Source organism: Pectobacterium betavasculorum, assembly GCF_000749845.1.
GTDB lineage: Bacteria > Pseudomonadota > Gammaproteobacteria > Enterobacterales > Enterobacteriaceae > Pectobacterium > Pectobacterium betavasculorum.
In genome coordinates this window covers 16422-36972 of record NZ_JQHM01000015.1, presented here as the reverse complement: position 1 = coordinate 36972, position 20551 = coordinate 16422, and the positions used below count along the sequence as shown (strand labels likewise).

Annotated in this window: 20 protein-coding genes; 1 reads left to right on the top strand and 19 read right to left on the bottom strand. The window is 48.9% G+C overall.

The features are described from left to right. Positions 1-4 precede the first annotated feature (4 nt). From KP22_RS18370 to glmU, 7 genes are all read right to left on the bottom strand, one after another. Positions 5-253: an acyl carrier protein gene (locus tag KP22_RS18370; protein ID WP_039325689.1), complete on the bottom strand. Its 249-nt coding sequence runs from the start codon at positions 251-253 to the stop codon at positions 5-7. A gap of 19 nt (positions 254-272) precedes the next feature. Continuing rightward, positions 273-545 (bottom strand): phosphopantetheine-binding protein, encoded by a 273-nt coding sequence (locus KP22_RS18365; RefSeq protein ID WP_081503830.1) that lies wholly within the window; start codon positions 543-545, stop codon positions 273-275. 13 nt (positions 546-558) lie between these two features. Further along, positions 559-1347 (bottom strand): lysophospholipid acyltransferase family protein, encoded by a 789-nt coding sequence (locus KP22_RS18360; protein WP_039307657.1) that lies wholly within the window; start codon positions 1345-1347, stop codon positions 559-561. Further along, positions 1340-2068, bottom strand: coding sequence for a beta-ketoacyl synthase chain length factor (locus tag KP22_RS18355; protein ID WP_039307659.1), 729 nt, complete (start codon positions 2066-2068; stop codon positions 1340-1342). The genes KP22_RS18360 and KP22_RS18355 overlap by 8 nt, the downstream gene beginning before the upstream one ends. Positions 2069-2499: 431 nt before the next feature. Next, positions 2500-2889 carry a hypothetical protein gene (locus KP22_RS18350; RefSeq protein ID WP_039307661.1) on the bottom strand — a complete coding sequence of 130 codons (390 nt, stop codon included), beginning with the start codon at positions 2887-2889 and terminating at the stop codon, positions 2500-2502. A 272-nt stretch (positions 2890-3161) separates the two neighbouring features. Then, positions 3162-4994 (bottom strand): glutamine--fructose-6-phosphate transaminase (isomerizing), encoded by a 1833-nt coding sequence (glmS, locus tag KP22_RS18345; protein WP_039307663.1) that lies wholly within the window; start codon positions 4992-4994, stop codon positions 3162-3164. A gap of 184 nt (positions 4995-5178) precedes the next feature. Next, positions 5179-6549: a bifunctional UDP-N-acetylglucosamine diphosphorylase/glucosamine-1-phosphate N-acetyltransferase GlmU gene (glmU, locus tag KP22_RS18340; protein ID WP_039307666.1), complete on the bottom strand. Its 1371-nt coding sequence runs from the start codon at positions 6547-6549 to the stop codon at positions 5179-5181. A 325-nt stretch (positions 6550-6874) separates the two neighbouring features. On the opposite strand from glmU, the gene pelX reads away from it, so the two are divergent. Further along, positions 6875-9109 carry a pectate disaccharide-lyase PelX gene (gene pelX / locus KP22_RS18335; protein ID WP_039325687.1) on the top strand — a complete coding sequence of 745 codons (2235 nt, stop codon included), beginning with the start codon at positions 6875-6877 and terminating at the stop codon, positions 9107-9109. A gap of 456 nt (positions 9110-9565) precedes the next feature. On the opposite strand, the gene KP22_RS18330 is transcribed toward pelX, so the two are convergent. The 12 genes from KP22_RS18330 to mioC all read right to left on the bottom strand — a co-directional run bounded on the left by KP22_RS18330 (position 9566) and on the right by mioC (position 20532). Further along, a complete protein-coding gene (locus KP22_RS18330; RefSeq protein WP_005976558.1) occupies positions 9566-9985 on the bottom strand; it encodes a F0F1 ATP synthase subunit epsilon in 420 nt (139 codons plus the stop codon). A gap of 19 nt (positions 9986-10004) precedes the next feature. After that, positions 10005-11387, bottom strand: coding sequence for a F0F1 ATP synthase subunit beta (gene atpD, locus KP22_RS18325; protein ID WP_011095966.1), 1383 nt, complete (start codon positions 11385-11387; stop codon positions 10005-10007). Between the two features lie 47 nt (positions 11388-11434). Further along, positions 11435-12298, bottom strand: coding sequence for a F0F1 ATP synthase subunit gamma (gene atpG / locus KP22_RS18320; protein WP_039307671.1), 864 nt, complete (start codon positions 12296-12298; stop codon positions 11435-11437). A 52-nt stretch (positions 12299-12350) separates the two neighbouring features. Beyond that, a complete protein-coding gene (gene atpA / locus KP22_RS18315) occupies positions 12351-13892 on the bottom strand; it encodes a F0F1 ATP synthase subunit alpha (protein WP_039307674.1) in 1542 nt (513 codons plus the stop codon). 12 nt (positions 13893-13904) lie between these two features. After that, positions 13905-14438 (bottom strand): F0F1 ATP synthase subunit delta, encoded by a 534-nt coding sequence (gene atpH / locus KP22_RS18310; RefSeq protein WP_039307677.1) that lies wholly within the window; start codon positions 14436-14438, stop codon positions 13905-13907. Between the two features lie 14 nt (positions 14439-14452). Then, the gene (gene atpF, locus KP22_RS18305; protein ID WP_010681466.1) at positions 14453-14923 is read right to left on the bottom strand and encodes a F0F1 ATP synthase subunit B; all 471 of its coding nucleotides are present in this window, start codon (positions 14921-14923) and stop codon (positions 14453-14455) included. 63 nt (positions 14924-14986) lie between these two features. After that, positions 14987-15226, bottom strand: coding sequence for a F0F1 ATP synthase subunit C (gene atpE / locus KP22_RS18300; RefSeq protein WP_005976545.1), 240 nt, complete (start codon positions 15224-15226; stop codon positions 14987-14989). 49 nt (positions 15227-15275) lie between these two features. Continuing rightward, positions 15276-16076 (bottom strand): F0F1 ATP synthase subunit A, encoded by an 801-nt coding sequence (gene atpB, locus KP22_RS18295; RefSeq protein ID WP_039325685.1) that lies wholly within the window; start codon positions 16074-16076, stop codon positions 15276-15278. Between the two features lie 22 nt (positions 16077-16098). Further along, positions 16099-16482, bottom strand: a complete 384-nt coding sequence (gene atpI / locus KP22_RS18290; protein ID WP_039325683.1) for a F0F1 ATP synthase subunit I — start codon at positions 16480-16482, stop codon at positions 16099-16101. Between the two features lie 623 nt (positions 16483-17105). After that, complete coding sequence (rsmG, locus tag KP22_RS18285; protein WP_039307685.1) at positions 17106-17726, bottom strand: 16S rRNA (guanine(527)-N(7))-methyltransferase RsmG; 621 nt, start codon at positions 17724-17726, stop codon at positions 17106-17108. 82 nt (positions 17727-17808) lie between these two features. Beyond that, positions 17809-19698 carry a tRNA uridine-5-carboxymethylaminomethyl(34) synthesis enzyme MnmG gene (gene mnmG, locus KP22_RS18280; protein ID WP_039325681.1) on the bottom strand — a complete coding sequence of 630 codons (1890 nt, stop codon included), beginning with the start codon at positions 19696-19698 and terminating at the stop codon, positions 17809-17811. Between the two features lie 390 nt (positions 19699-20088). Beyond that, positions 20089-20532 (bottom strand): FMN-binding protein MioC, encoded by a 444-nt coding sequence (mioC, locus tag KP22_RS18275; protein WP_039325680.1) that lies wholly within the window; start codon positions 20530-20532, stop codon positions 20089-20091. Between the last annotated feature and the right edge of the window lie 19 nt (positions 20533-20551).

Below are 20551 nucleotides of genomic sequence, written 5' to 3'. Positions count from 1 at the left end.
CTCATCAGCCTTCACGGAGCAGATTTTCTACCGCATCCGCCACATCCTGCACGGTACGCACGGATTTAAAAATTTCCGGCGATATTTTACGCCCGATGCGTTTTTGCAGGTGAACTACCATATCCACCGCATCGATGCTATCTAACTCAAGATCTTCATAGAGGCGGGATTCAGGTTTGATATCATCAGCATCCAGTTCAAATAACTTGACCAGTAAGCCTATAATCTCCTGATAAATTTCGTTTTTATCCATCATCAACTCATTTTTACTATCAGGCACTCACAGCGCGCTGAGTGTTAATAAAAGCAGCAAGGGTGGCAACAGAAAAGAAGTGTTGACGCACCTCTTCACTTTCAGCAGAAAGTACGACGCCGTAACGGTTTTTAACCGCTAATCCCAGTTCAAGTGCATCGATAGAATCCAGACCAAGACCCTCGCCAAAAAGCGGAGCGTCCGTTTCTATTTCATCAACACTGATATCTTCAAGATTAAGAGAATCAATAATCATCTCTTTGATTTCAATAAATAGACTTTCCATATGCATTTCCAAATGGTGTTTAGCTTTCTGGTGTTAAAGATTGCTGCAAAAGGCGATTCAAACGGCGAGCCGCCAAGGATCGCGCCTCTCCAGGCGCCATAAAAATGTCGCTGCTGATACGTTCGCGCACGCTCACCGTAAAATACGGTTTTTCAGACGGAATGTGATACCAACGACTTTGTTTTCCCAATGTTTTCTGGCTACAGCGAATATGCACAACCCGTAAATCACAGCCGCAACGCACCGCAATATTTGCAGCACCGCGTTGCAGAACAAGAGGTTCTCCATAACGCGTGCGTGTGCCTTCGGGGAAGATAATGATCGCATCACCGTTATCGATCCGTTGCTGACAGTCCGGTAATAGCGCATCAGACTGGCTGTTGAGCAGATAATCTGCGGCACGAATAACGCCGCGGAAAAAGAGGTTTTTCTGTAAATCAGCCTTAACCAGACAGTCGGCATCTGGCATGACGGATGCCAGCAAAACATAGTCAATTAGCGTCGGGTGATTGGCAACAATCAAACAGCCGCGATCGCGCTGTAAGGTTTCGATACCATCAATACGGTAATCCAGCACCCCGAGTCTGCGGGCACTGCATAAAAAAAATCGGAAGCTGGCGGAAATGCTGCGACGAGCCAACTGACGGCGGCGAGCAGTATCCCGCTGAATCAGCAACAGATTGAACCACACCAGAGAAAGCAGTAAACCGCCAACGCCAAACATAGCAAAACACACGCCAGTCATCGTCAATCGCCATAAACGATTCAGACGGGTAGAAGGACGAAGAGCCAGCGATGACTCAGACATCACCTCTCTCCCATATCCAGTCAAGGCGCTCGCCTGATACGGAAAAATTCGATTTTCTGGCAAGAAAAGCATGCAAAAACAACAGACTTTGTGGTGAACCAACGCGGTGAGATGCCACCGGAGGTCGAGACTCACAAACCATTTCATCGCCATCCCCTAGCAATAGGGCAACGGCGTAGGGATAACGAGGCATGTCTGCCGGGACATGTGGGTGGTAGAAATCAGGGATCGCACCATCAAAATCAACTAAGAGAATATTACTGTATCCCGCAGCCTGTAATGCCTTCGCTTCGATAAGGCCTTGCTGGAAAGAGTCCATCCCTGCGGCAATTGATGTGGAAACCAGCGGCGCTTTCGCCGTAATAGTCAGGCTTCCTACTGCCGCGTTGTGTACTGACATCGCAAAATCAGTAGGAGAAACATTCTCATTTTCTGAAAGCGCTTTCAGGATACTCAGGTTGCGTTCCAGTTCGCCGTGGCGAGAGGTGAAGACAATGGCATCAACCGATTGGCGATGCAGTAACGCTAATCCACTATCGACCGCCAAACGGCTCCCTTGATTGAGGCGACGAGCCACCATCATGGGTAAATGTCGACATTTATCCAAAGGTTGCCCGGCATTGATAGCAGCAGGCATCCGCGACCAGGTTAACCAGTCGTCCGCGCTGCTGAGGCCCGGCGCGCTGGCCTGCCAATCAAGGATTGAAAATGCTAATCTCATACTGACTTCTTCCCGGTGCCGTATATACTTGTAATACTTCAAGTTGCATGTGCGTTGGCTACGTTACTCGACACACTTACGTGTCTCTCGCCCCGCGGGGTCGCTGCAAGCAGCGTTCAAATCTGCCAGAGGCAGATTTGTCAGTCACCCGAATCACTTACCTGAGTAAGCTCATCGGAACGCCCTCTCTTGCCGCGTTATTCGGCCTTAGGCCTCATCCCTTCGGGATCAGCGCAAGCGCTGTTCAAAAACGCCTTGTCGTTTTTGTCCTGAAACTCGAATTATTTGGAGTATAGCGCTGTGATATCAAAGCGATAATGGATATTTCGAGCATTCATTATTGCTTTTAAAAGATGAGCACACGGTGTTTTCCCTTAAAACGAACAAAGATAAAAATGACCGAATTACCTGGGGTAACCGGGCCTAATAAATTATTTAATCTGCTGGCCCGCGAGTGTTAATTGAATTTCATGATCCAGTTTTTTTATCCAATTATTATAATTTCGGTGAATCTTCCCACCTCCCGCCAACAAATTCTCACTCCCAACATAATTGATAGAATAACGGGTTTGCGAATAGGTAATGCGAACATTTGCCACATGGCTGCGCTGAACTAAACGACCATCGATCGCCCCCGCATAGGCCTGAGACATGGCCCACTTACTTTTTTGCCCTGCTTCAATAATGGCATTTTTTACCTGTTCGGTGGTGTGTTGCCCAGTAATGGACTGTGTCACATTCGCTACCGGAACCGTACGCTCAGCACAACCAGTCAGTATAAGAACAGAGACTAAAGCGGCGAAAATAATCTGTTTTTTCATAAAAACCCTATCAAACAAAAACATCACAGCTAAAAAGAATTCGTTTCTAATGCAAGATGTAAAACTAATGCACCATTAAAACTATTTTACACAAAATAGATATAACTTAACAAAAAAACCATAAACCAAGGAATTGTGACTTATTACACAAAATACGTTTTTTGAAGAAAAGAATTCAGCTTAAAAAAAACCAATAAATCAAACACATAAAAAATCCGCCTTATGTTTATCGACATAAGGCGGACAATCATCACGAATAAAATACCGGAGAGTTACTCTACGGTAACGGATTTCGCCAGATTACGCGGTTGGTCAACATCCGTGCCTTTAATCAGTGCAACGTGATAAGACAGCAGTTGCAACGGCACCGTATAGAAGATTGGCGCAATCACTTCTTCGATATGCGGCAGCGGAATAATCTTCATATTTTCACTGCTAGTGAAACCGGCATCTTCGTCAGCGAAGACATACAGCTCACCGCCGCGCGCCCGAACTTCTTCGATGTTGGATTTAAGCTTCTCCAACAGTTCGTTGTTCGGTGCCACCACGACAACTGGCATATCTGCATCGATCAGTGCCAGCGGACCATGTTTCAGCTCGCCCGCTGCATAGGCTTCAGCGTGAATATAAGAGATCTCTTTCAGCTTCAGCGCGCCTTCCATCGCGATCGGGTACTGATCGCCACGGCCGAGGAACAGCGCATGATGCTTGTCAGAGAAACCTTCTGCCAGAGATTCGATGAGCTTGTCCTGAGATAGCATCTGCTCAATACGTGCAGGCAGTGCCTGCAAACCATGAACGATGTCATGCTCAATCTGCGCATCCATACCGCGCAGGCGACCAACACGCGCCACCAGCATCAGCAAAACGGTGAGCTGAGTGGTGAAAGCTTTGGTCGACGCCACACCAATCTCTACGCCCGCTTTGGTCATCAGCGCCATATCGGATTCACGCACCAGCGAAGAGCCCGCAACGTTACAGATAGCCAGAGAACCCAGATAGCCCAGCTCTTTGGACAAACGCAGCGCCGCCAGCGTATCCGCCGTTTCACCGGACTGAGACAGGGTAATCATCAGGCTATTTTTACGCACGGCAGGCTTGCGATAGCGGAATTCAGAAGCGATTTCCACGTCGCACGGAATACCAGCCAGTGCTTCAAACCAGTAGCGGGAAACCATACCGGAGTTATAGGACGTACCGCAGGCGATAATCTGAACGTGCTCAACCTTCGCTAGCAGCTCATCCGCTTTCGAGCCAAGCTCAGAAAGATTGATCTCGCCGTGGCTGAAACGCCCTTCAAGGGTGTTCTTGATCGCCATCGGCTGTTCGTAGATCTCTTTCTGCATGTAGTGACGATACGCGCCTTTGTCACCTGCATCGTAATTCACTTTTGATTCAATTTCTTCGCGTGTGGCAAGCTGGCCTGATTTATCAAACACGCGCACGTCACGACGGGTGATTTCCGCCACGTCGCCTTCTTCGAGGAACATGAAGCGACGAGTCACAGGCAGTAACGCCAACTGATCGGAGGCAATGAAGTTCTCACCCACACCGCGACCAATCACCAGTGGACTACCGGAGCGTGCAGCAACCAGTACGCTTGGGTCGCGGTTATCCAGCACGACCATACCATAGGCACCGCGCAGTTGTGGGATCACGCGCTTAACAACTTCAACCAGCGTTCCGCCATTCTGCTGCTGTTCAAAATGAACCAGATGAGCGACCACTTCCGTATCGGTTTCAGAAACAAAACGATAGCCACGACCGATCATCAGTTCGCGCAGCGGTTCGTGGTTTTCGATAATGCCGTTATGGACGATAGTGATATGTTCAGAAATATGCGGGTGTGCGTTCTCTTCAGAAGGTTCACCGTGCGTTGCCCAACGGGTATGGGCGATGCCAGTACCGCCGTGCAGTTCATGCTCATCAGCGGCCTGAGACAGCATCTGCACTTTCCCCAAACGGCGTAAACGAGCGACATGTCCTTCGCTGTCAACAACCGCCAGACCCGCAGAGTCATAACCGCGGTACTCAAGACGGCGTAAACCTTCCAACAAAATTTCAGCAACATCACGTTGCGCAACTGCGCCTACAATTCCACACATCGATGGTATTCCTATAAAAGTGACATATTGTGTCACCTGGGATGTCTTAGACCTGATTGTTCCGGTTTTTCCGGGTTCCCCGAGCCTTGTAGAGAGTTGGGGATTATTATGTTTTGTTTTGTGCTCTGAGATCGGTCAAAGCACAGGACAAAACCGCCTCCGCTGTGTGCGGAGGCATAGAATGCTATTTCTTCTTCACCGGACGCTGCCAGCCGGAAATGTGCCGTTGTTTCACGCGGCTGATCACCAGCTCATTCTCTGCCACATCGCTTGTGACCGTCGTGCCAGCGCCAATAGTCACGCCTCTGGCAATGTTAACAGGTGCCACAAGTTGCGTATCCGAACCGACAAACACATCGTCACCAATAACCGTTTTGTGTTTATTCGCACCGTCATAGTTACAGGTGATCGTTCCCGCGCCAATATTAACACCGGAACCGATATCCGCATCCCCCAAATAGCTAAGGTGACCCGCTTTTGATCCTTTACCCAGACGCGCCTTTTTCAGTTCGACAAAGTTGCCGACATGCGCGCCCTCAGCCAGTTCCGAGCCAGGACGCAGGCGGGCAAATGGGCCAACGGTACACTCTGCTTCTAACACCGCGTCTTCCAACACAGAGTAAGGGCTGATTTCACAGTCATCACCAATGATGCTGTTTTTGATCACACAGCCAGCCCCGATTTTCACTCGGTTACCTAGCTTAACATTCCCTTCCACGACCACATTGACATCAATCACTACATCGCGACCATGAGTTAGCTCGCCACGCAGATCAAATCGTGCCGGGTCAAGCAGCATCACGCCAGCCAGCAGCAGCTTATCTGCCTGTTCACGTTGATAAACCCGCTCCAGCGCCGACAGTTGCAGGCGATTATTGACGCCCTCAACTTCACTCAGTCGTTCAGGATGGACCGCTTCAACACGCCGACCTTCTTCCGCCGCCATCGCAATAATATCGGTGATGTAAAACTCACCCTGTGCGTTGTTGTTGTTCAACTGGCTCAGCCAACGTTTCAAATCCTTGCCGTTGGCAATCAAAATACCGGTATTGATCTCGTTAATCTGACGCTGTTCTTCGCTGGCATCTTTATGTTCGACAATCCCAACTACGGCCCCCTTCTCACGCACAATGCGTCCATAGCCCGTCGGATCGTCCAGCTTTACCGTTAACAGGCCGATACCACCCTGCGGCTTAGCCTCACGTAAACGCATTAGCGTTTGCGATGAAATCAGCGGCACATCGCCATACAACATCAAGATATCTTCCTCATCAGCAAAATGAGGTGCGGCTTGCTGCATCGCATGTCCGGTTCCTAACTGCTCCGCCTGTAACACCCAATTCAACGCGGGGTCGGTCAATTCATGCTTTAGCAAATCACCGCCGTGGCCGTATACCAGATGAACATGTTGTGCCCCTGTCGTCATTGCCGCGTCAATGACGTGTTGAACCATTGGCTTACCCGCCAGTTTGTGTAACACCTTGGGAAGGTCGGAATACATACGGGTTCCTTTACCCGCAGCAAGGATCACCACACTCATAGCACTATTTGACATAAGCATCCTGACAGTACGAAGCCACAGCCCCGCAAGAATAAAAATGGGTAGCCTGTTACGGCATGAATAACCAGAGTTTACCGAAACTCATGCATAACGCTGATATTTTTTGGTGAGTTTTTTCTGAAAATCTCGCACAAAATCACAAATGTTTGTAAGGAGAGGAGGTGAACGCGATGTCATCCCCAAAAACAGAAATGACACTTTATTTCACAAAAAATAGACTTTGATTTTAAGTATTTCCATTTGTGATACACACAAAAGAAACGGCGTTTCATTTATAGCAATATACGCGGGCAAATAATTCAATAACGAAGGAGATACAATGAAACGTTGTTCTTCACAAAAATGTGATTCTTTACAGAAACACCTTTCTTCACGCCTCGCAGCCGTCGCGTTGACGAATGCATTACTTTTCAGCTTCAGCGCACACGCCACGACAGAATCAACCCCCGTCTGGCACGGTATCGCTTTTGGTCAGTCAACCGACGTAAACTTCTCATCCAATGTCCTGCCGGAAAAAATTGGCGTTAACGACGTCACTATTAACGGCAAAAAATTAGTGCCGGGAGATAACGCTGATTTGTCCGCACCTATTACGATTGAGAGTCGTGGCGGAAAGATCGCTAACACCCACGACGGGCTAACGTTCTTCTATACCCAGTTGCCTGCCAATGTAAATTTTACGCTTCAGTCTGATATTACCGTGGAACAGTTTGGACCGGAAAACGGCGCCAAACCTGCGGCTCAGGAAGGAGCCGGGATTCTGGTGCGCGATATTATTGGCATACCGCGTCAGGAACCATTGAAAGAAGGATATGAAGAATTCCCTGCGGCATCCAACATGGTGATGAACGCCATCATGACGCAGGATAAAAAGTCACATACCGAAATCAAACTACAGGCGATTTTGCGTAACGGCGTCACGCAGCCGTGGGGCAACGCGGGCGCGAAAATTACCAAAACCAGCTATCAGGAAAACGTCAATCTGGAGCAGACTCCTACGTTCCGCCTGAAATTAGAACGCACCAACGACGGCTTTATTACCTCTTATGCGCCGAAAGGCACGGATAACTGGGTATCAAAAGAAGTCAAAGGCGCGGACATCATCACCAAGCTGGATAAAGACCACTACTACGTCGGTTTCTTTGCTTCCCGTAACGCCAAGATCACCGTCAGCAATGCACAGTTGACCACTACGCCAGCGCAAACCAAAGCGTCACCGCAGTTCAAGGCTAAGGCCTATGATCCTTTGCTCCAGGTGATGTCATCACCTAAAACCACCAGCGAACACTATCTGGTTCAGGCCAGAGCCAACTATGCTGGCACGATCGCGGTGTCGCAAAACGGTCAGCCTCTGGGTGAAGCGAAGCAGGTAAAAGCGGGAGAAACGTTATCTCTGCCAGCAAAAATTACCGGTAACGGTGCTGAGTTCAAGATAGCCTACCAGCCTACGGAAGGCGATGATAAAGCAGTAAAAGAGAGCTCGTTCAAGGTTGAAAGAGTGGCTTACGCAGATGCTAAAAATCTGTATGTCTCGCCACAAGGTTCAGCCAGCAATGACGGCAGTAAAAATGCACCGATCGATTTAGCCAGCGCCGTCGCCGCTCTGCCAACTGGTGGCACAATCTGGCTCAACGATGGTGATTACAGCGCAACTGAAATCCCTGTCAGCGCCAGCGGCCAGCAAAAAACCGCCAAGAACCTGTTTGCTGTCGGCAATAAAGCCGTGATTCATGGCCTACAGCTGAAAGCGAGCCATTGGCATGTAAAAGGTATTGAAATCACCGAGAAACCATTCCGTATCGAAGGGAGCTACAACACCATCGAACGCGTTCTGGCGCACCACGCTGACGATACCGGTATTCAGGTGACTTCGACGGCCGATGTGGGCAGACCGCTGTGGGCCAGCCACAACCTGATTCTGAATTCAGAGTCTCACAGCAATCAGGACCCTGGCAAAATTAACGCCGACGGTTTCGCGGTGAAAATGCGCGTGGGTGAAGGCAACGTGATTCGTGGTGCGTTCTCGCACAACAACATTGATGACGGCTTCGACCTGTTTAACAAAATTGAAGACGGCGCAAACGGCGTTGTGGTGATCGAGAATTCAATTGCCATGAACAACACCAGCAACGGCTTCAAAATGGGTGGTGAAGGCCAGCCAGTGGCGCATCAGGTTAAAAACAGCATTGCTGTGGGCAACAAACTTGATGGTTTCACTGACAACTTCAACCCAGGTGCACTGGTCGTTGAAGACAACATCGCGTTAGATAACGAGCGCTTTAACTTCATTTTCCGTCCAAGCCCTTACTCTGGCCCGGAAAAACAAGGCATCTTCAAGAACAACGTTTCGCTGAAAACCAAAGCGGGCAAATATGATGATGCGGTGATCGGCAATATCGATAACACCAACTATTTCATCAAGGGCGATCGTTCGGTTAACGCGCAAGGTAAGGAAATCACCGTAAATAATTTCGTGTCAGTAGCCATTCCTGAGACGTTTACGCGTGATGCCAAAGGCAATCTGGTACTTGGCGACTTCCTGAAGAAAAAATAAGGGCTTCAAGTATCCCAATTAAGGTGGTGGGAAACCTATTTACCGAACGGAAACGGTAGTAACGAAATAGAAGAGTAAAGCGTTTGCGCCATGGACAAAAACGTCAGGAACGTTTTTGAACGTCGCTTGCGACGATCCTGAAAGAGTGAATCTCAAGGATGAGATTCCTATCTGCGCAATCCGAGCTTATAGGGGCGTATTCACAGCGACGATCTATCCGTTACTACCGCTCGACGCACGTTGTCATATCCAAAATGCCTGCTCTCGCAGCATTTTTTATCTCGGCGTATAACATCAGCTCAAGTAAAAATCCGCCTTCATAGAAGGCGGCTTTAGACAATAAGGCAGAGCCAAAACCTGTTTATAACCACGCCCACAGGACGTGGTTTTCAGTTAGCAATGAAAAAGGCCAGTCAGTGTGAACTGACTGGCCTTTAATTATTGCAAGCTTATCTGTTACATCGCTTTTCTGGTCAGCTCGATAACACGCAGCTTCGCAATCGCTTTAGTCAGCTCTGCGGAAGCCTGAGCATAATCCACATCGCCATGCGAATTGCGGATATGATCTTCGGCTTTGCGTTTCGCTTCCAGCGCACGTGCTTCGTCCAAGTCCTGTCCACGAATAGCAGTATCGGACAGTACGGTAACCATATTTGGCTGCACCTCAAGGACGCCACCAGAAAGGTAGATATACTCTTCTTCACCGTGCTGCTTAACGATACGAATCATACCCGGTTTAATGGCAGTGAGCAGAGGGGCATGTCCCGGATAAATACCCAGTTCGCCTTCGCTCCCCGTTACCTGGATCTTCTGCACCAGACCGGAGAACATTTGCTGTTCTGCACTCACGACATCCAGATGGTAAGTCATAGCCATGTCACCCTCCTACAAGGCGTTACAGTTTCTTGGCTTTTTCCACGACTTCGTCGATGGAACCAACCATGTAGAACGCCTGCTCTGGCAGGTGGTCGTATTCGCCTTCCATAATCCCTTTAAAGCCACGAATGGTGTCTTTCAGGGAGACGTATTTGCCTGGAGAACCGGTAAATACTTCTGCTACGAAGAACGGCTGTGACAGGAAGCGCTGAATCTTACGCGCACGGGATACCACCAGCTTGTCTTCTTCAGACAGCTCGTCCATACCCAGAATCGCGATGATGTCTTTCAGTTCCTGATAACGTTGCAGAATAGACTGCACGCCACGGGCAACATCATAGTGTTCCTGACCAACAACCAGCGGATCCAACTGACGGCTGGTGGAATCCAGCGGGTCAACGGCCGGGTAGATCCCCAGAGAAGCGATCTGACGGCTCAGTACCACAGTTGCATCCAAGTGAGCAAAGGTGGTGGCTGGTGATGGGTCAGTCAAGTCATCCGCAGGAACGTAAACGGCCTGAACAGAGGTGATAGAACCGGTTTTGGTTGAGGTGATACGTTCTTGCAGAACGCCCATCTCTTCCGCCAGCGTTGGCTGATAACCTACCGCAGAAGGCATACGACCCAGCAGTGCGGATACTTCCGTACCGGCCAAGGTATAACGGTAGATGTTATCGACGAACAGCAGTACGTCACGGCCTTCATCACGGAATTTTTCCGCCATGGTCAGACCGGTCAATGCTACGCGCAGACGGTTACCTGGTGGCTCATTCATCTGGCCATAAACCAGTGATACTTTATCGATTACGTTGGAATCGGTCATTTCGTGGTAGAAGTCGTTACCTTCACGGGTACGCTCACCCACACCTGCAAACACAGAGTAACCGGAGTGCTCGATCGCGATGTTACGGATCAGCTCCATCATGTTTACGGTTTTACCTACGCCCGCACCACCGAACAGACCCACTTTACCGCCCTTGGCAAACGGACACATCAGGTCGATAACCTTGATGCCGGTTTCCAGCAGTTCCTGTGAGTTTGACAGCTCTTCATAGCTCGGAGCTGAACGGTGAATAGCCCAACGCTCTTCTTCGCCGATGTCGCCTTTCATGTCGATGGGATCACCCAACACGTTCATGATACGACCCAGCGTTGCTTTACCTACCGGTACTTCGATCGGGTGGCCCAGGTTATTCACGTTCAACCCGCGACGCAGGCCGTCAGAAGAACCCATTGCGATACAACGAACAATGCCGCCGCCCAACTGCTGCTGTACTTCCAGCACCAGCTTCTCAGCGCCGTTCTCTACCTCAAGCGCATCGTACACCTTCGGTACGGCATCTTGCGGGAACTCGACGTCCACCACGGCGCCGATTACCTGGATAATCTTTCCAGTAGCCATCTTGAATCCTCTACGTAATTCGACAATACGTAATTCGTAAACCTGCTTTAAACCGCGGAGGCTCCCCCGACGATTTCGGTGAGTTCCTGGGTAATGCTGGCCTGACGAGCCTTGTTGTATACCAACTGAAGCTCTTTGATCAGGCTACCGCCGTTATCGGTCGCGGCTTTCATCGCAACCATTCGCGCGGCCTGTTCACTAGCCAGATTTTCTACGACGCCCTGATAAACCTGAGATTCTACATAACGGCGCAGCAGGGTATCCAGCAGCGACTTAGGATCGGGTTCATACAGGTAATCCCAGGCTTTCTTCTTCAACTCACTGTCATCTGAAGGCGGTAACGGTAACACTTGAACAACAAGCGGTTCCTGAGACATGGTATTGATAAACTTGTTGCTTACGATATACAGCTTGTCCAGACGACCTTCGTCATAGGCTTGCAGCATAACTTTAACCGGGCCGATCAATTCTGATACGGAAGGGTTATCCCCCATACCGGTAACCTGAGCAACAATGTTTCCGCCTACCGAACCGAAGAAAGAAGCCGCTTTGGAACCAATCAGCGCTAAATCAGTTTCAACGCCTTTGTCGCTCCAGGATTTCATATCAGCCAGCAGTTTTTTGAACAAGTTAATGTTCAAACCACCACACAGGCCACGGTCAGTAGACACCACCAAATACCCAACGCGCTTAACGTCGCGTTCTTCCAGGTACGGGTGTTTATATTCCAGATTTCCTAACGCAAGGTGACCAATCACATTGCGTATGGTTTCCGCATAAGGACGGCTGGCCGCCATACGATCCTGCGATTTACGCATTTTGGAAGCGGCGACCATTTCCATTGCTTTGGTGATCTTCTGCGTATTTTGGACGCTTGCGATCTTACTACGTATCTCTTTTGCGCCGGCCATCTTTGCTTCTCCTCAAAGCCTTGCGGCCTGCTTTACAGCAGGCCACCGGGCGTTACCAGGACTGGGTTGCTTTAAAAGTATCGAGGATGCTTTTAAACTTGCCCTCGATCTCATCGTTATAAGCGCCAGTCTGGTCGATTTGTTGCAGAAGTTCGCCATGCTCACGGTCAGCGTAGGCCAGCAGAGCCGCTTCAAAGCTACCGACTTTCGACAGCTCAACATCTTCCAGATAACCACGTTCCGCCGCAAACAGAACCAGAGACTGCTGTGCGACAGACATCGGCGCATACTGTTTCTGTTTCAACAGCTCGGTCACTTTCTGACCGTGGCTCAACTGCTTACGGGTTGCATCATCAAGATCGGAAGCGAACTGAGAGAATGCCGCCAACTCACGATACTGCGCCAGAGCGGTACGAATACCACCGGACAGTTTCTTCATGATCTTGGTCTGTGCTGCACCACCCACACGGGATACGGAGATCCCTGGGTTAACCGCAGGACGAATACCGGCGTTAAACAGGTTTGACTCCAGGAAGATCTGACCATCGGTAATCGAAATTACGTTGGTCGGAACGAACGCAGAAACGTCACCTGCTTGCGTTTCGATGATTGGCAGAGCCGTCAACGAACCGGTTTTCCCTTTCACTTCACCCTTGGTGAATGCTTCAACGTAATCGGCGTTAACACGCGATGCACGCTCCAGCAAACGGGAGTGAAGATAGAAAACGTCACCAGGGTAGGCTTCACGACCTGGCGGACGACGAAGCAACAGAGAAATCTGACGATAAGCAACGGCCTGTTTGGACAGGTCATCATAAATAATCAGTGCATCTTCACCACGGTCACGGAAATACTCACCCATCGCACAACCGGCATACGGTGCCAGATATTGCAGAGCGGCAGACTCAGACGCAGTAGCGACGACGACAATGGTATTTTCCAGTGCACCATGCTCTTCCAGTTTACGCACCACGTTAGAAATCGTGGAGGCTTTCTGGCCAATAGCAACGTACACACATTTGATACCAGAATCACGCTGGTTGATGATGGCATCGATGGCCAGCGCGGTTTTACCCGTCTGACGGTCACCGATAATCAGCTCACGCTGACCACGACCGATTGGAATCATGGCATCAACGGACTTATAGCCCGTCTGTACCGGCTCATCAACGGACTGACGTTCGATAACGCCAGGCGCAATCGCTTCAACCGCAGAGAAACCGTCGTGATCCAGTGCGCCTTTACCGTCAATCGGTGCGCCCAGCGTGTTAACCACACGACCCAGCAAACCACGGCCAACTGGAACTTCAAGAATACGACCGGTGCATTTTACTTTCATGCCTTCAGCCAGATCCGCATACGGCCCCATTACTACCGCACCAACGGAGTCGCGCTCCAGGTTCAGTGCGATTGCATAACGGTTACCCGGCAGAGAGATCATCTCCCCCTGCATCACGTCTGCCAGACCGTGGACGCGGATGATTCCGTCACTGACGGAAACAATAGTACCTTCATTGTGAGCTTCGCTCACCACATTGAACTGAGCAATGCGCTGCTTGATCAGTTCGCTGATTTCGGTGGAATTCAGTTGCATGCTCCAGTCCCCTTAAGACTGCAAGACGTCTGCCAGACGTTCCAGACGACCGCGAATGCTGCCATCTATCACCATATCGCCCGCGCGAATAACCACACCGGCCATGACAGACTTATCAATTTTGCAATTCAGCTTCACTTTGCGTGACAGACGTTTTTCCATAGCAGCAGCGATCTTCGACAGCTGCTGCTCATTCAACGTGTTGGCAGAAATCACATCGACGTCAACCGTCGATTCCAGTGCTGCCCGCAGTTGAATAAATTGTTCCAGTACTTCACTAAGCACCGGTAAACGTCCGTTCTCGGCCATCACCTTAATCAGGTTTTGACCGGCTTCATCAAGTTGATCACCACAAACGGCAATAAACGTTTTCGCCAACTCAATCGGCGCTACCGCACCAGAAAGCAATTCGGCAATTTGTTCATTGCGCGCGACTTCGGCCGAAAACGCCAGCATATTCTGCCAGCGATCCAAGGCCTGATTCTCAACCGCAAAGTCAAAAGCTGCTTTGGCGTAGGGGCGAGCTACCGTGACAAATTCAGACATCAGCCCCTCCCTCCTTACAGTTCAGCGACCAGTTTATCAACGATGTCGCTGTTAGCAGCTTCATCCACGGAACGTTCAATAATCTTCTCGGCACCGGCAATTGCCAATACGGCAACTTGCTTACGCAGCTCTTCACGAGCACGTTTACGTTCGGCTTCGATTTCAGCCTGCGCCTGCGCCACAATCTTGTTACGTTCAGCTTCCGCTTCAGCTTTCGCCTCATCCAGGATCTGAGCACGGCGTTTGTTCGCCTGCTCGATGATAACCTGAGCATCTGCTTTGGCTTTCTTCAGTTGATCTGTCGCATTGGCCTGAGCCAAGTTCAAATCTTTTTTGGCACGTTCAGCAGAAGCCAGACCGTCAGCAATTTCTTTCTGACGTTTCTCGATGGCTGCCATCATCGGCGGCCATACATACTTCATGCAGAACCAGACAAACAGGACGAACGCAATGGCCTGGCCGAGGATTGTTGCATTAATATTCACAGCACAATGCCTCTTTCAAAGTTAAATAAGTTGATGTTTTAACCTCAGCAGAAAACATTCTGCTTAGGCCACCGCAAACATCACATACAGCCCCAGACCAACAGCGATCATCGGGATGGCGTCAACCAGACCCATGACGATAAAGAACTGTGTACGCAGTAAAGGAATCAGGTCAGGCTGACGAGCAGCACCTTCCAAGAATTTACCACCCAGAATGCCGATACCGATCGCAGCACCGATCGCCGCCAAACCCATCATTAACGCGGCAGCCATGTACAGCAGATCCACACTCAGGTTTTCCATGACAGTCTCCAGTTTGTTTCAGTTAAAAACGTTATTTGTTGAAAGAAAATCAATGCTCTTCAGATGCCATCGAGAGATAAACAACCGTCAGAACCATGAAAATAAAAGCCTGAAGCGTAATAATCAAAATGTGGAAAATAGCCCAAGGCACATTTAACAGCCATTGTGACCACCACGGCAACAGACCGGCAATCAGGATGAAGATCAACTCACCCGCATACATATTGCCAAACAGTCGCAAGCCTAAGGAAATAGGTTTGGACAGCAGGCTGACACCTTCAAGAATCAGGTTGATAGGAATAAATACTGGATGGTTGAACGGCTGCATGGTCAGTTCTTTAACAAAACCACCGAGACCTTTCATTTTGATGCTGTAGAACAGAACCAGGATAAACACGCCCAACGCCATCGACAACGTGATGTTCACGTCAGCCGTCGGCACAGCACGCAAATAAGCATGCGCCGGATCGTATCCTAGCAGGCTGTAAACGCCCGCCCAAACTTGCGGCAACAGATCGATAGGCAGCAAGTCCATCATATTCATCAGGAAAACCCAGACGAAAATGGTCAGCGCCAGAGGAGCAATCAGTTTACTTTTGCCGTGGAACATATCGCATACGGTGCCATCAACAAAACCGATAACCAGTTCGACAGCCGTTTGCAATTTACCTGGCACACCGCTGGTCGCACGTTTCGCTACGCGGTGAAAGATAACCAGAAAGAGGATCCCAAGAGCGATGGAGAAAAACATCGAATCGACATTGATCGACCAAAAACCCGTCCCTACTTGCAAATGGTGCAAGTGGTGACTGATATACTCTTGCGGAGTAGAGATTTCTCCAGCAGCCATGATGTCTCTTACCCTTTTGTTGTTAATTACGGTAACGATTAATTACGGTCGGTGCCACGATCTGCATAACCAGCACCGATAAATAAGTCAGGCCAAGCGGAAAGAATGCCGCTTTAAACACGCCCAACGCCACCACTAACAGTGCAATGGTGATAAATACCTTAAGCGCCTCGCCAATCGCGAATGACCAGGCCACACGCCCATCAGCAGGTTTGTGTGACTGATGACGCAAGGCAAACAGCACAAACAAGACATTCGGTAACCAGGCTGCTAATCCTCCACCTAATGCAGAAGCAGCAGCGTTGACGCTATTGAGGCTGAAAACAGCACTCAACAAAGCAAAAGTCACTAACTGTAACAACAGCAGCCTTAAAGCCACTTTTCCGCTGTAAAGGGATACAGGCATGACGTTTGCTCTCTCCATACCTTTTCAGAGGTATACCGAATGACGTATAAAACTGCCTTTACACCACTGAGTCAAGCAGCAAAAAACGAGCAAATTATACGGGTCATACCTGCGAATTCAATCGATAAGTAGCGAAAAGGTGAACAATTATTTAAATTTCTTTCTGAAGCCCCCTTTTTGCTAACAATCATCTCTGTTCATGTCTGGTGTAATTAATTTCTAAAGCCCTCTAATCTGTGATGCGACTCACATAAAAGACTTTAGCGATATTTATAGCAGAACGTGTTTTTTTTTGTCTTTAGCAAAATAAGCTATTTATTTTTATTAACTTCAACAAGTTAATAAAAATCGCATTCGGAAAATGCAACAAACAACGTTTCAACTACCTATTGACATTATTGATATCTTTTTTTTACTCAATTAACACAAAAATAACTAATTTTTGATGACGATGATTTATTTTCGCTCGTTATTATTCAGTACGAAAGTAAAAGAACGGCACAGAAAAAACTAAGATGTAAAATTTCAGTGATCGCGATTTGTTCTCGAACGATGCTATCTATAAACGAGGCGACCGCTTGATATGCAATATTTAGTTATGATTTTTTTGATAAAAAACAAAATTAGTTTGGTTTAAGCACGACCAAATGGCGTTCACCTTCCAGATTGGGAACAGATAAACGGACAACCTGATCTAATAAGACACCTTGCGGCAAAGATGACAACTCATCGTCTGGAAGTACGCCTTTTAGGGCATAAAAGCGCCCTGCTGGTCTGGCTGGAAGATGATTGCACCAGCTAATCATATCCTGCAACGAGGCAAATGCCCGGCTGATCACCCCATCAAAAGGCGGCTCTGCCGGAAATGCTTCAACACGACTCTGCACTGGCGTGATGTTCTCAAGCTGTAGTTCATGCTGTACCTGACGCAGGAAACGCACACGTTTACCCAGACTATCCAACAAGGTGAAATGCGACTCAGGACGGACAATCGCCAAGGGAATTCCTGGCAATCCAGGTCCTGTTCCTACATCGATAAAACGCTGCCCGTGTAAATGCGGCTCAACTACGATACTGTCCATAATATGACGGACAAGCATTTGCTGCGGATCGCGTACAGACGTCAGGTTATAAGCTTTGTTCCATTTGTTAAGCATTTCAACGTACTGTATCAGAAGATTTTTTTGCTTATCTGAAATTACAATATCAGCCGCGTTTAGCAGATTATCGAGTGTGTTGCGCACAATAAAATCCCGATGAAAATATGAGGTTAATAATAAAAATAGCCGGATAACCGGCTATTTAGGGCAATAAGTTTACCTTAAATCAGGCGCTGCGGCGCAGCAGACCCTGTTTTTTAAGCCAGATCAGTAGAATTGAGATCGCCGCAGGCGTAATGCCAGAAATACGCGAGGCCTGACCGATAGACGAAGGTTTGTGATCGTTCAGCTTGGCAATAACCTCGTTGGACAACCCATTCACCTGCTTGTAATCCAAGTCGGCAGGCAGCAGCGCATTTTCATTGCGCAGCTGTTTCTCAATCTCATCCTGTTGACGAGCAATATACCCTTCGTATTTAACCTGAATTTCAACCTGTTCAGCAGCCTGCTCATCGGTTAGTCCCGGAGCAAACAGCGGTAGCGCAGTAAGCTGAACGTAATCCACTTCTGGGCGACGTAGCAACTCTTCACCGTTCGCTTCACGCGACAAAGGCGTTTTCAGCAGTGAATTAACCTGATCCAGTTGTTCAGATTGCGGGTGAACGTGAATGTCACGCAGACGCTGGCGCTCTTTCTCAATGTTCTCGAGCTTCTCGTTGAAACGTGCCCAGCGATGATCGTCAACCATCCCCAGCTCACGGCCCATTTCAGTCAAACGTAGATCGGCGTTATCTTCTCGTAGCATCAGACGGTATTCAGCACGTGACGTAAACATGCGGTAGGGTTCTTTCGTACCCAGCGTACAAAGATCGTCAACCAGCACGCCGAGATAGGCTTGATCGCGACGTGGTGACCAGCCTTCCTTATCGGCAGACAGGCGAGCCGCATTCAGGCCAGCGAGCATCCCTTGTGCCGCCGCTTCCTCATACCCTGTTGTCCCGTTGATTTGCCCGGCAAAGAACAGGCCATGAACAAATTTGTTTTCCAGCGTAGGTTTCAAATCGCGAGGATCGAAGAAATCGTACTCAATCGCATACCCAGGACGAACGATACGTGCATTTTCCATCCCAGCCATTGAGCGAACAATTTGCCACTGGACATCAAACGGCAAACTTGTCGAGATCCCGTTAGGGTAAATTTCGTTACTGGTCAGCCCTTCAGGTTCGAGAAAGATCTGATGCGTATTTCGATCGGCAAAACGCATGACTTTGTCTTCGATCGATGGACAGTAACGTGGCCCGATCCCTTCGATGATCCCGGCATACATCGGGCTACGATCCAGATTATTACGGATCACATCATGCGTTTTCTCATTGGTATGCGTGATGTAGCACGGCATTTGTGCCGGATGCTGGCTCGCGTTCCCCAGAAATGAGAAAACTGGCATTGGATTATCACCGTGCTGTTGTGCTAGCACGCTAAAATCAATGGTTCTGCCATCAATACGTGGTGGTGTACCCGTTTTCAGGCGGTTGACGCGCAGAGGCAGTTCACGCAGACGACGCGCTAGCGGAATGGAAGGCGGATCGCCCGCACGCCCACCACTGTAGTTATCCAGTCCGATGTGAATCTTGCCATCAAGGAAAGTGCCTACCGTTAATACCACGGCTTTCGCACGAAATTTTAGTCCCATCTGGGTAACAGCACCGACGACACGATCGTTTTCCACAATCAGATCGTCAACAGCTTGCTGGAAGATCGTCAGGTTTGGCTGATTCTCCAATGCGGTGCGAACAGCCTGACGATAGAGCACGCGATCCGCTTGTGCACGAGTTGCTCTGACCGCTGGGCCTTTACTGCTGTTTAGTATCCTAAACTGTATACCTGCCTGATCGACGGCGTGCGCCATCAACCCTCCCATGGCATCGATCTCTTTAACCAGATGGCCTTTTCCAATACCGCCGATCGCCGGGTTACAAGACATTTGTCCCAGCGTATCAATATTGTGCGTAAGTAAAAGCGTCTGTTGGCCCATTCGGGCAGAAGCCATTGCTGCTTCTGTTCCGGCATGACCGCCACCGATTACGATGACGTCAAATGGATCTGGATAAAACATGGAACTGCTCCTCGCATTATTGCGAATGATGAGTGGCGAACGATCGTTATTTGCCTTGGGATGGGGATTCTACTCAACTTTGAGCCAACGACCAAGTCCGTTGGATCCTCGTTAATTAAAGAAAGATCTTTTTATTTAAAGATCTCTTTATTAGATCTCTTATTAGGATCGTCATGTTGTGTGGATAAGTGATTATTCATATTAAAGATCAAGAGAATGCCGTTGATCCTTACCTGTGAATGATCGGTGATCCTAGCCAGTATAAGCTGGGATCATAATGCGGAGTTATGCACAGGGCAAAAAACATACTTGGGTTGTTATTGGGATAACTACTGCTTTTACACCTGAAATAAGCATAGTTATCCACATTCAACTGCTGAATATTTCATCTTATTTGAGTAAATTAACCCACGATCCTAACCATTCTTCTGCTGGATCTTCTGGAATTTGATGCTGCGTGATGTCGATCTCTAGGACTTCACCGATCCGTTTAGCCCCTAATTGCGTGAGTACTCGATCCGCTGTTTGGATCGCGCCACAGAATGTGTCGTACTCTTTACTGCCGATCCCTATCGCACCAAAATTCACCTGAGAAAGACCGGGCTTTTGCTGTTCCAACTGTTCAAACAGCGCTTTCAGGTTGTCAGGGAACTCCCCTGCACCGTGTGTAGAGGTCACCACTAGCCATATACCACTTTCGGGAAGTGCATCGAGCGTAGGACCGTGCAGAATTTCAGTGGAGAAATCATCCTTTTCCAGCAGTTCAGCCAAATGCTCTGCCACATATTCGGCGCTGCCAAGGGTACTGCCACTGATTAAGGTGATGTCTGCCATAGTGATCCCATCCGATAAA